The following is a 12,228-nucleotide window of genomic DNA, read 5'->3' as shown; positions in this document are numbered from 1 at the left end:
AACCCCAAAGCGGCTCCTTTCAAAAATCAATGGAGAAAGATCCATATGCCTTCCGGGTATCTACACTTCCCTCAGTGTTTTTAAAAGAAAGTCTGATTATCCGACTTCTTTTACAAAACCATGCTTTTCCACTTACTTCTTTATGTTACTCCAAATTCGTAGCGAACATCTTAATGGAGCTCGTGAAACATCGACAAGGGCTTCTATGCTTCACAGGGGCAACCGGGTCTGGAAAATCAACTTCGCTATATTCACTCATTCATTATTGCTCAACAGAATTACATCGTCATGTTATCTCCTTGGAAGATCCTGTAGAAAATAATCAAGCGAATCTTCTTCAAATTCAAGTAAATGAACGAGCTGGTGTTACATATGCTGCAGGCTTAAAGGCCATTTTACGCCACTCACCTGATGTTATTATGATTGGTGAAATACGTGATAGAGAAACTGCCAAAATTGCAATAGAGGCAGCCTTAACAGGTCATTTAGTGGTAAGCACCATTCATGCTAAGGATTCGGTCAGCTGTCTTTATCGACTAATCGACTTAGGCGTTTCTGTCGAAGAACTTCGTCAAACAGTAATAGGTATTGTTGCACAAATACTTTTCCAGTCACCAATTATTCAGGAAGAGCGTCGCGCATTGTTTGAAATATTAAGCGACAGTCATCTTCAAGAGGCCATCAAAGCAATCATGAAAAATACTACCTATGAGCTGCCATATGATTTAACACTTGCAGGTCAAAGAGAATTAATAGAGGGGCAAAAATATGCAACTACGAAAATACACTGACAAGATGTTAGTTGAATACAAAAAAGCTACAAAATGGCGGGTAAAGGAGCAAGCACATTTCTTTAGCCGATTAAGTGTGCTAATGCAAGAGGGGTACTTATTTCCTCAAGCAATTTCAATCCTCCTACCACACCATATTGAGGCACATGAAGAAATTCAGCAACGAATCGACGAAAAACTCAGGCAAGGGATAGGTGTTACAGGGATTTTGCAAACATTAAGGCTTGCAAGGCATCATTTAGTGGCGATTGCAGTTGCTGAAAATAATGGTCATATGATTGAGGCTTTAAAAGGAGTAGCAAAGCAAATGGCTGTAAGTGAGGCAACTAAGAAAAAATTATTGAGACTTCTCTTATATCCGGTAGTACTTATTGTATTTTTGTTGCTATTGTTTTTTGTGTTTCGTACGATATTTTTTCCAAATATAGAAAAAATGATTTCAAGTCGAACTCCTAGCAATGATCAAACAATGATTGGGCTATCAAAAATGTTCTTGCATTTCCCAGATGCTCTTGTCTTATTAGGCATAGCTTCGATTGGTAGTATTTTGTTTTTTCAGCTCTATCTTAAACGTCAGTCAATTGCCCGTCAGCTTACAATCATCTCAAAAATCCCGTTGGTCCAAATTTATGCGCGATTATCTTTAACGAGGCAATTTGCTGCCTATTTAGGGAGTCTACTAGAAAGTGGTTTTTCATTACAGGCCAGTCTACAAATATTGGAAGAGCAACGATTACAGCCACTTTTACAGCATTTGGCTCGATGTCTCAAAGAGCGTGTTGTTTTTGGAGATACTTTGACACAGGCTGTTCAATTAACAGCTGTTTGGCAGAGAGATTTTTCCATATTTGTTGAGCATGGTGAGAAAAGTGGCTATTTAGGAAAAGAGCTTTTACTCTATAGCGAATTATTGACAGATAAGCAGGAGCAATTATTGCACCGAATACTTGCATTTGTACAGCCAACTTTTTTTATCATCATTGCTATCTGTATCGTTGCTGCATATGTTAGTTTGCTATTACCGATATATCATATGATTGAACTAGTATAGGAGGATAATAATGAAAAAAATAAAACGACAAGCTGGATTCACGCTTATCGAAATGTTAATTGTACTTCTAATTATTTCTATCTTAATTTTAATCACAATCCCAAATGTGACGAAGCATTTTGCCACAATCGATGAGAAGGGCTGTAAAGCCTATATTTCTATGGTACAAGGGCAGGTAGAAGCATATCGGGTGGATTTTATGGCTTATCCAACAATCGAGGATTTAGTAACAAAGGGGTATCTAAAGGAAAATGAAACGAGCTGTCCGAATAAGAAAGAAATTATGATTACAAATGAGGGGGAGGTTAAATTGGCAAATGCCTCTTCAGGATCGGACTCTAGCGGCGGATGAACGAGAATAGCTTAAAAAATGATCAAGGATATACGCTGCTTGAAATGTTAATTGTGTTATTTTTTGTGATGTGTTTAACTGCGATTGTCATGAAGTACTCATTGAAACAAGCAGAAATAAAAGAACTTGAGCGTTTTTTTACACAAGTGCAATTGGATATTCAATATATTCAAACCTATAGTATGCATCATAGAGAGTATATCTCGATGAAGTTTGAAAGCTCGACAAAACGCTATATTATCAAAAAAGATTTTTATACTCATTTATATGACAGACCTTTTCCGAAAGGGGTTGAATTAATGCCGGCTTCGAGTTCCGTGCAAACCATTATGTATAACTATAATGGCAATGTCATGACTGCAGGAACTGTAACATTTAAAACACCTCAAGGCATTAAAAGAGTTGTGATTACGCTTGGACGAGGGAGAGCTAGAGTTGAATGAGTCAGGCTATTCATTTGTAGAAACGATTTTATCCATTGGCATCCTTATGTTACTATGTGTGGCATTATTACCAATTAGCTATTCAATGAAAACAAATCTATCTAACAAAAAGCTAGAGGTTATCGCAGCAGAGACTGCCTATGAGGGTTTAAAGCAATATTGGCATTCACGGCAACAGGAAGGTTCAAAAACAATTGAAAATGTGAATTTTCATTGGATATTTGAGGGACAGGAAATATGTGTAACCTTTCAAAATACACGTGAAATACGTGAAAAATGTATACAGCTGACAGGTGAAGTCAATGAATGAGAAAGGGTATACATTACTTGAAGCTTTATTTCAATTAGTCGTGTTTGTACTAGTTATGCAGCTTGTTGTGTTAGTTATGCTTTGGTATGCCGAGATGAAAACGACAGTATTAACTGATGAACAATCAAAGTGGGAGCTATTTGTGTACGATTTAAATAGTTATTTTGAGAATATTAGTTTTTTTACGATTCGACAGAACCAAAAAAGGATAACCTTTGAATCGGGGAATACGATTCATAATATTGATTGTTATAATAATTTAATTCGTGACCAAGTAAACGGTGGGCATGTACCGATGTTAATTGGTATTAATAAATGCCAATTTCAATATGAAAATAATAGGGTTACTGTAGCTGTTGAATTTCCAAGTGGTATCCAAAAGGAGCGAACCTTCTATGTACCAATTATTGAAAAATGACAGAGGGGCTATTTTTTTAATCGCAATTGCATTATTATTTTTTGTAACTACTTTTGTTCTTACGTATTGTACGTCTTATGAAATTCAGTATCGAACATATGATTCGCTTGAAGAAATGAATGTTCGCGCTACGATAAATTTATTAGGACAAATTTTGTCAGACAGTGTAGAATCGTAGTTATAAGAAGGTGATTCGAATGCGAAAAATATATTTAGTTGGCTTTATGGGCTGCGGGAAAAGTGCGTTAGGAAGACGTTTAAGCTATTTGTTAAAGATGCCCTATTATGATATGGATCATGAAATTGTGAGACAACAGGGTATGACAATTCCTCAGATTTTTGAAAAATACGGAGAGACACGGTTTCGAGAAATAGAAACAGAATTTTTGAAAAATTTCCGTGATGAAGCTTGTATTATTTCAACTGGTGGTGGCGTTGCCGTCAATGCTGAAAACAGGAAAATAATGAGACGCAGTGGACTAGTGTTTTTTTTAGATGCGACATTCGAAGATATTTATAAGCGAATACAGCATGATCAAAACCGACCGATTGTGCAAAGTTCAACGAAAGAAGAGCTAGAGAAGCTGTATCATTACAGAAGGAAGTTTTATCGTGATGCAGGACATATTCAAGTGTTAACAGAGGGGAGAACGATCCGCCAAATTCTTGAGTATTTAGTATTCCAAGTTAAAAGGCTAAAAGGCGAACGATGATTAGTGAAAATAACTATAATATTCGTCATTTATTATAGTTTAAAAAATGTTTGCCTTTTCAATATATTTAATGTTAGGATATAGACAAATAAGTAACTAAATGTTCATTGAATACTAAATAGTACCAAGATGAATCTTGGGCGGATGATTGTGCGGGGAGAGCGCGTAGAGACGCCGCCGAAGGAGCAAGTAGCAAAGGGCTATGAATCTCTCAGGTAAAAGGACTCGTACAAGACGCAACTCTGGAGAGAGCTGTAGTATAACAATAACAGCCACCAAAGGGGAAAGCCGGCTGATTGGCAAAGAGACAATGCGAGCCAGTCTGGTGTAACTTTCAGGTGCAAGGACAGAGAATCCCGAAAAAGGGGTTCGTCTGTCTTTTTTTATGTCTTTATACGGCAAGTATAGACTGTATTCATACAAGAAGCAGACGAACTACTACTAAGTAGAATGTAACTAACAATAAGGGGGCAAAAATGAATGGCGAGTGAATTAAAACGTACACCTCTATTTGAAGAATACGCAAAATACGGTGCTAAAACAGTTGACTTTGGTGGATGGGAATTACCAGTTCAATTCTCTTCTATTAAAGAAGAACACGATGCAGTGCGTAATCGTGCAGGCTTATTTGATGTATCACATATGGGGGAAATTTTAGTAACAGGACCCGAAGCATTAGATTTTTTACAAAATCTTTTGTCCAATGATATTTCGAAAATTGCAGTAGGTCAAGCGCAATACAATGCAATGTGCTATGAAGATGGTGGTGTTGTCGATGATTTATTAACGTATAAATTAGCAGACAATCACTATTTATTATGCGTCAATGCCGCAAATATTGAAAAAGATTATGATTGGATGATGGAGAATCAACATCAATATGATGTGACGATTGACAATCAATCAGATGCCTATGCACAAATTGCTCTACAAGGTCCATTAGCAGAAGAGGTTCTTCAATCTTTAACAACGACTGATATTAGTGCCATTAAATATTTCCGCTTCCAAGAGGATGTAGAGGTTGCAGGACATAAAGCATTAGTTTCTCGTAGCGGTTATACGGGAGAAGATGGCTTTGAATTGTATGGTGCTCCAGAAGATATTAAAGTTTTATGGGGTAAAATTTTAGAGGCTGGTCAAGACAAAGGGGTTGTTCCTGCAGGTCTAGGCTGTCGTGATACACTTCGTTTCGAAGCGGGTCTCCCACTATACGGACAAGAGCTATCAGCAACGATTTCGCCACTAGAGGCTGGTATTGGCTTTGCTGTGAAATTGAATAAAGAGGACTTTATCGGTCATGATGCATTAGTAGCTCAGAAGGAAAATGGTCTTCCACGCAAACTGGTAGGAATTGAAATGATTGATAAAGGAATTCCGCGTCATGGGTACAAGGTATTTAAGGATGGTCAGGAAATCGGTGAAGTGACAACTGGTACACAACTTCCTTCCTCTAAACGTAATGTTGGTCACGCATTAATTGACAGTCAATTCGCAACAATCGGAACTGAGCTTGAAATTGAAATCCGTGGAAAGCACTTAAAAGTAATAACAGTTGAAACACCGTTTTACAAACGTTCAAAATAATAGTTGAAAAGAGGGACCTACATTTATGAAACATCGTTATTTACCAATGACGGAACAAGATCAAAAAGAAATGTTAGACGTAATCGGTGTATCCTCAGTTGATGAGTTATTTGAGGATATCCCTGAGAAAGTCCGTTTTAAAGGCCTTTATGACATTAAGGAAGCAAAATCAGAATCGGCTTTATTAAAAGAATTAACAGCATTAGCTGCCAAAAATAAGGATACAAATGCCAATGTATCATTTTTAGGTGCAGGTGTTTACAACCACTATAAACCAGTAATCGTGGATCATGTCATTTCTCGTTCAGAGTTCTATACAGCTTATACACCATATCAACCAGAGATTTCACAAGGGGAACTACAAGCGATTTTTGAATTCCAAACGATGATTGCTGAGCTAACTGGTATGGATCTCGCTAACTCTTCTATGTATGACGGTGGTACGGCATTAGCAGAGGCGGGTATGCTGGCAGCTGGTCATACACGTCGTAAGAAAATTTTAGTGTCTGAAACGGTGCATCCAGAATACCGCGATGTTGTGGCTACATATGCCTATGGTCAATCGATTGATATCGTGACTGTTCCACACAAAGATGGTGTAACAGATATTGACGCATTAAAAGAGTTGATTGATGACAACACAGCAGCTGTTATTGCACAATATCCAAACTTCTTTGGTCAAGTGGAGGACATTCAAGTAATTGGAGATATTGCACATGAAGCAAAAAGCTTATTTGTCGTTTCTTCTAACCCACTTTCATTAGGTATTTTAACACCTCCTGGTAAGCTTGGAGCTGATATTTGTGTAGGTGATGCACAAGTTTTCGGAATTTCTGAAGCATTCGGTGGTCCACACTGTGGTTTCTTTGCGGTAACGAATAAATTAATGCGTAAGGTTCCAGGTCGTCTGATTGGTGAAACAGTGGATGGCGAAGGTCGTCGTGGCTATGTATTAACATTACAAGCGCGTGAACAACATATACGTCGTGATAAAGCAACATCTAATATTTGCTCAAACCAAGCACTACTTGCACTTGCAGCTTCTGTAGCAATGACAGCTCTAGGTAAACAAGGTATTCGTGAAATGGCTATGCAAAATATCGCGAAAACACGTTATGCGAAAAATGCCTTTGAAGCAGCAGGCTTTACAGTAGCATTCCAAGGTGCACACTTTAACGAAATCGTTGTGAAAACGAATAAGTGTGTGAAAGAAATCAACAAAGGCTTAATCGAAAAGGGTATTATCGGTGGATATCCTTTAGGTCAAAATTATGACTCTCTTAAACAACATGTGCTGATTGCCGTTACGGAATTACGCACAAAAGAAGAAATTGATGCACTTGTTGCAGAAATGGGGGCTCTTCATGCATAACGAAAATCAATCACTCATTTTTGAAATTTCAAAAGAAGGTCGCGTTGGCTATAGCTTAGAAGCACTGGATGTACCTGAGGTTGACCTAGCCGATTTATTACCAGCAAACCTAGTACGTGCTGAGGCTGCGGAATTACCTGAAGTATCTGAGCTAGATATTATGCGTCATTACACGGCACTTTCTCGTCGAAACCATGGGGTAGACTCTGGCTTCTACCCACTTGGCTCTTGTACGATGAAATATAATCCGAAAATTAACGAAGCAGTTGCACGTCTTTCAGGCTTTGCCAATGTTCACCCATTACAGGATGAGTCAACAGCACAAGGTGCAATGGAGCTGCTTTATGATTTACAAACTTCTTTAGTAGAAATTACAGGAATGGATGAAGTAACATTACAACCTGCAGCAGGTGCTCACGGTGAATGGACAGCATTAATGATGATTCGTGCGTTCCATGAAGCAAATGGTGAGGGGCATCGTAATAAAGTGATTGTTCCTGACTCAGCTCATGGTACAAACCCAGCATCAGCCACGGTTGCAGGCTTTGAAACAATCACTGTTAAATCTGATGAGAATGGTCTAGTAGATATTGAAGATCTTCGTAAAGTAGTAGGTCCTGATACAGCTGCATTAATGCTAACAAACCCTAATACATTAGGTCTATTTGAAGAAAATATTATTGAAATGGCAGAGCTTATCCACTCTGTAGGCGGTAAAGTGTACTATGATGGTGCTAACTTAAATGCCGTTATGAGTAAAGCACGCCCCGGCGATATGGGCTTCGACTGCGTGCATTTAAATCTGCACAAAACATTCACAGGTCCACATGGTGGTGGTGGTCCAGGTTCAGGTCCAGTAGGCGTAAAAGCAGATTTAATTCCATTCCTACCAAAACCGGTACTTGTGAGAAGAGAAGATGGAACATTCCACTTCGATTACGATCGTCCACAATCAATCGGACGTGTGAAACCTTACTATGGTAACTTTGGTATCAACGTACGTGCGTATACGTACATTCGAACAATGGGTCCAGATGGCTTAAAAGCAGTTACAGAATATGCTGTATTAAATGCAAACTACATGATGCGTCGCTTAGAGCCATTCTATGATCTACCGTATAACCGCCACTGTAAACATGAATTTGTTTTATCGGGTCGTCGTCAAAAGAAACTTGGCGTACGTACATTAGATATTGCAAAACGTCTGTTAGACTTTGGCTACCATCCACCAACAACATACTTCCCATTAAACGTGGAAGAGGCGTTAATGATCGAGCCAACAGAAACTGAATCAAAGGAAACGTTAGATGCATTCTGTGATGTGATGATTCAAATTGCAAAAGAAGCAGAAGAAAATCCATCCATCGTTCAAGAAGCACCACATACAACAGTCGTATCTCGTTTAGACGAAACACGCGCTGCTCGTACACCAGTGCTTCGTTATCAAAAGGCATAGAACTACAAGCGTCCGATAAGTATCCGTACTTATTGGACGCTTTTCTTATGGTTTCTAGCGGAAAAAACAGTTAGAGTGGTGGATAAGAGAGATAAAGTGGTGGATAAAATGATTAGAGTGACGGATAGAAGAGACAGATTTTGCTGGAAAAGTTTGTAGGAAGCATAAAAAAGAGCAAGAATTATTTGCTCTTTTCTTTTATACCTAAATAAGTAAATGACCTCCAAATATACTCTAATGGTCCGAAGCGGAATTTGGATAACCATAGCTTACTAAGTATTATTTGTAATACAAAAATAACAATGGCAATTAAGATAGCTGTCGTTAAGTGTAGTTTGCCGTAAACACCAAACGCAAATGGTCCAAATAAAAACGTACAAATAACGGATTGACTGATATAGTTTGTAAAGGCCATTCTTCCTGGGTATGCGAGCCATTGCAATACTTTCTTTCCCTGTAATGTTTGATAAATGAAAAGGAAGCTTATGGCATAAAAGATAGTAAGAAGTGGTGAGCTCATATATTGAATCAATGGTGTGGCTGATGGATTGTCTAAAACGAAGGGAAGTATCCAACTCAGTGTTCCACCCAAAATCAAAGTGATGAGCCACGTAATGAAAAAGCCTTTTCGTAACTCTTGAAAACGATGAATCCATTTTTTCTTTGCAACCGCTGCCCCAAATAAGAACATAAGTAAGAAGGGTAGATTGGTGAATATATACAATAAAGGGTTACCTAAATAAAGGACGTAGAGCCCATTACGCATTGTATAAAAAATTCTTTCCATTAAATTTGCATCGAGTAATTCTTGAATAGTCCCGTTTTGATGGGCATCTATCGTAGCTTGCATAAGCTGACGATTTTCCTCTGACATCGTCATGGTCATCGTTGGATCAGTGGATAGAGCACCTAGCGTTAAAAGCCCAAAAAGTAAACTATATAAAGCAACACTGATAAGTAGCATAGCATTTGGCTTTAACTTATGCATTAGAAGTAGTAACAATCCTAAAATCGCATAGTCTGTTAAAATGTCCCCAAACCAAATGAAATAGGCGTGGATACAGCCAAAGATAAATAAGGCAATAAGGCGTCGACTATAAATGCTCCAAAAATTTAATTGTTTTGCAACGGCTCTTTCGTGCATAATCACCATTCCAAAGCCGAATAGCATGGAAAAAAGCATTACAAACTTACCATCGATAAACATAGCAAGCAAATCCTTCACTAAATAATCGGCCTGGTTCCAAAAAGAGGTCCATTCATTGTTAAAGCTTGGATCCTCCTGCATGTAAACTGGGTAAAGAAACCAAACAATATTCGCAAGTATGATTCCTAGCAAAGCGAACCCTCTTAAAATATCAAGTGCTTCTATCCGCTCTTTGGCAGATATAGGAGAAAGCTTTTGTTTCATTTCCATCCATCCTTTTGTTGTAATTTGATTTTTTATCTATTTAGTGATTTTAAATCCTATTTATCAGGATTTTATAAGGAAGAAATGATTTGGTTCAAAATTTTAACAGATTTATTGACAAATAGATGACGAATAATTAATCTAATAATGAATATATTATTCATTATTGAGAGGACGTTTATATTGCAAGCAAAAAAGGATGAAGTGAAGAATGAAATTGAGTCTGCTGCACTCAAGCTGTTTTTTAAAAAGGGCTACATAGATGCTAAAATGAGCGATATAGCAAAGGAGATTAATATCTCAGTCGGAAATATTTATACCTATTTTAAAAATAAAAAGGAACTGTTTTATGCTGTTGTCTCACCAACACTAGTGGATTATTTAAAGAATGTTTTAGTGGAAAGCATACATCTCTATAATCAGGCTTATTTTGATGGAATTAAAATTGCTGAAAACGCTGCATTGTTAGAAGAACAAATGAATGCCTTAACCAAATATCGTATGCAGATTGTTATTATTTTTGAGCGAAACAAAGGAACAATCTATCAAAATTCTAAAAATGAGCTAATTGATTTAATGCTTGAAACGAAAAGACCCTATTTAAAAAATAGCTATAAGAGCTATGAAATCAGTAGTGAGGAAAATATAATTTTGTTAGATATTATCTCGAATAATGTAATAGATATGCTGTTAGATTTATTAAAACGGGAACTAAGTGAAGATAGTCGTAAACGAATTTTTGAGGCATTGACTATCTATCGATTATATGGCATGAAAAATTTAAATGAATAGTTTAAAAAATGTAGGTGAAAAACCTTCACCTACATTCTATTTTAGCTCAAAAATGAATTAATTATTCATTTTTGTATGCTACTTAATGGAGGATTAATATGAACAAAAGATTAGCATTGAAAAATTGTCATATCATTCATGGAGATAGTAATAAGTCTATTGAAGATAATATGACCATTTTAATAAATGAAAATGGCATCATTGAACATATCGGAAAAACTAAGGAATTGAAGTTTTCTAAAAACTATAAAACCATCAATTTAACTGGTAAATATGTGATGCCAGGATTAATAAATGCACATGTACATCTTTTCTCAGATGGAAAACCATTTACAATGTCATCGAATGAAAGCATGTTGAAAACGGGGCATAAGCTGTTAGATACAAAAATGGGTAGAGCATTATTAAAGAAACGAATGAAGAGAAATGCCCTAAATGCTTTACATGCTGGTATTACAACGATGCGTAGTGTGGGTGAATTCTTTTACACGGATGTTCATTTACGGGATGAAATCAAGGCAAATAAATTTATTGGTCCAAATTTGCTTGTATCCGGTTATTTTCTTAGTGTTACTGGAGGGCATGGTGCACCATACTTAGCACTAGTAAGTGATTCGCCATGGGAAGGAAGAAAAAATGTAAGAATAAATAGTAAACATGGTGTTGATCTAATAAAAATTTGTGTGACAGGTGGTGTGACCGATGCAAAAGCGATAGGTGAGGCTGGTAGGTTACAAATGACGGAAGAAGAGGTAGCTGCTATTTGTGATGAGGCACATAAAATGGGTTTACTCGTAGCAGCCCATGCAGAAAGTACAGAAGGTGTAAGAATCGCCTTAAAAGGTGGGGTGGATACAATTGAGCATGGAGCTAAAATGGATGAAGAGATTATTGCCTTATATCAACATAATCCAAAAGCTTTAAGAGGTTATTCTGCTTTAATTCCAACTTGTCAGGCTGGATATCCTGTTGCGACTCTTGATCCAGCAATAACGAAGGTCAATCATATTGTCAAAGAGAATTCCAAACTAGTTTATGAGGGAATGATTATTAGTTTAAAACAAGCCATTGCAAATCAAATCAAAATAGGTGTAGGAACTGACGCTGCTATGCCCTATGTTACACATTATGATTTATGGAGAGAGCTCAATCATTTCTTAAAGTATACAAGCCTTAGTCCAAATCAAGTTATTGATTGTGTAACGAAATCCAATGCAGAAATTTTAGGAATTGATCATATTACTGGAACTGTAGATATTGGAAAACAGGCTGACTTAATTGTTCTAGAGCGAAATCCATTAGAGGTGATACAAACATTATCAGAGGTAAAGATGGTCTTGATAAAAGGGCATTTGATAAAAAATCCTACTGTTTCTAGAATTAATAAAGTTGATAAATTGTTAAATTCTAAATTTTAATGAGAATAAATTAGCTTTTAAAAACCTACTTTTTTACTATCGATATCAATAAAAATACCTATTTATCTATGACTAGATGACTTAGGCAATTATTGCTAATATGCAAAAAATATTGCT

General features: G+C 36.9%; 14 protein-coding genes and 1 riboswitch. Of the genes, 13 read left to right on the top strand and 1 reads right to left on the bottom strand.

Annotated features, from left to right (window positions below; all coding sequences use genetic code 11):
* The 11 genes from B2R82_RS04200 to gcvPB form a co-directional block, all read left to right on the top strand.
* Window positions 1-791, top strand: a 791-nt coding sequence (locus B2R82_RS04200; RefSeq protein WP_286923671.1) for an ATPase, T2SS/T4P/T4SS family, incomplete at its 5' end; no start/stop codon positions are given.
* Entirely contained in the window at window positions 769-1,842 is a 1,074-nt protein-coding gene (gene comGB, locus B2R82_RS04195; RefSeq protein ID WP_286923670.1) for a competence type IV pilus assembly protein ComGB, read from the top strand. The genes B2R82_RS04200 and comGB, both read left to right, overlap by 23 nt.
* Window positions 1,843-1,852: 10 nt before the next feature.
* Window positions 1,853-2,194 (top strand): competence type IV pilus major pilin ComGC, encoded by a 342-nt coding sequence (comGC, locus tag B2R82_RS04190; RefSeq protein ID WP_286923669.1) that lies wholly within the window; start codon window positions 1,853-1,855, stop codon window positions 2,192-2,194.
* Entirely contained in the window at window positions 2,191-2,637 is a 447-nt protein-coding gene (gene comGD / locus B2R82_RS04185; RefSeq protein ID WP_286923668.1) for a competence type IV pilus minor pilin ComGD, read from the top strand. The genes comGC and comGD overlap by 4 nt, the downstream gene beginning before the upstream one ends.
* A complete protein-coding gene (locus tag B2R82_RS04180) occupies window positions 2,630-2,947 on the top strand; it encodes a hypothetical protein (RefSeq protein WP_286923667.1) in 318 nt (105 codons plus the stop codon). Before comGD ends, B2R82_RS04180 begins: the two co-directional genes overlap by 8 nt.
* A complete protein-coding gene (gene comGF / locus B2R82_RS04175; RefSeq protein WP_286923666.1) occupies window positions 2,940-3,365 on the top strand; it encodes a competence type IV pilus minor pilin ComGF in 426 nt (141 codons plus the stop codon). Before B2R82_RS04180 ends, comGF begins: the two co-directional genes overlap by 8 nt.
* Window positions 3,343-3,543 carry a hypothetical protein gene (locus B2R82_RS04170; protein ID WP_286923665.1) on the top strand — a complete coding sequence of 67 codons (201 nt, stop codon included), beginning with the start codon at window positions 3,343-3,345 and terminating at the stop codon, window positions 3,541-3,543. Before comGF ends, B2R82_RS04170 begins: the two co-directional genes overlap by 23 nt.
* Window positions 3,544-3,562: 19 nt before the next feature.
* Complete coding sequence (locus tag B2R82_RS04165) at window positions 3,563-4,078, top strand: shikimate kinase (protein ID WP_286923664.1); 516 nt, start codon at window positions 3,563-3,565, stop codon at window positions 4,076-4,078.
* Between the two features lie 144 nt (window positions 4,079-4,222).
* Window positions 4,223-4,315: riboswitch (glycine riboswitch) on the top strand.
* Window positions 4,316-4,558: 243 nt separating this feature from the next.
* Window positions 4,559-5,662, top strand: a complete 1,104-nt coding sequence (gene gcvT, locus B2R82_RS04160) for a glycine cleavage system aminomethyltransferase GcvT (protein ID WP_286923663.1) — start codon at window positions 4,559-4,561, stop codon at window positions 5,660-5,662.
* Between the two features lie 25 nt (window positions 5,663-5,687).
* On the top strand, window positions 5,688-7,034 hold the full coding sequence (gcvPA, locus tag B2R82_RS04155; RefSeq protein ID WP_286923662.1) for an aminomethyl-transferring glycine dehydrogenase subunit GcvPA: 1,347 nt from the start codon (window positions 5,688-5,690) through the stop codon (window positions 7,032-7,034).
* A complete protein-coding gene (gcvPB, locus tag B2R82_RS04150) occupies window positions 7,027-8,490 on the top strand; it encodes an aminomethyl-transferring glycine dehydrogenase subunit GcvPB (RefSeq protein ID WP_286923661.1) in 1,464 nt (487 codons plus the stop codon). Before gcvPA ends, gcvPB begins: the two co-directional genes overlap by 8 nt.
* Before the next feature lie 181 nt (window positions 8,491-8,671).
* On the opposite strand, the gene B2R82_RS04145 is transcribed toward gcvPB, so the two are convergent.
* Window positions 8,672-9,901 (bottom strand): DUF418 domain-containing protein, encoded by a 1,230-nt coding sequence (locus B2R82_RS04145; protein ID WP_286923660.1) that lies wholly within the window; start codon window positions 9,899-9,901, stop codon window positions 8,672-8,674.
* Window positions 9,902-10,084: 183 nt separating this feature from the next.
* On the opposite strand from B2R82_RS04145, the gene B2R82_RS04140 reads away from it, so the two are divergent.
* Together B2R82_RS04140 and B2R82_RS04135 are read left to right on the top strand one after the other, a co-directional pair.
* Complete coding sequence (locus tag B2R82_RS04140; protein WP_286923659.1) at window positions 10,085-10,693, top strand: TetR/AcrR family transcriptional regulator; 609 nt, start codon at window positions 10,085-10,087, stop codon at window positions 10,691-10,693.
* A gap of 98 nt (window positions 10,694-10,791) precedes the next feature.
* A complete protein-coding gene (locus tag B2R82_RS04135; RefSeq protein WP_286923658.1) occupies window positions 10,792-12,111 on the top strand; it encodes a metal-dependent hydrolase family protein in 1,320 nt (439 codons plus the stop codon).
* The last annotated feature ends 117 nt before the right edge of the window (window positions 12,112-12,228 follow it).

It is taken from the genome of Lysinibacillus sp. UBA6686, from assembly GCF_002455205.1.
Classification (GTDB): domain Bacteria; phylum Bacillota; class Bacilli; order Bacillales_A; family Planococcaceae; genus Lysinibacillus; species Lysinibacillus pakistanensis.
Note: the sequence above shows the minus strand (reverse complement) of the source record. Positions and strands in the feature narration are given on the sequence as shown.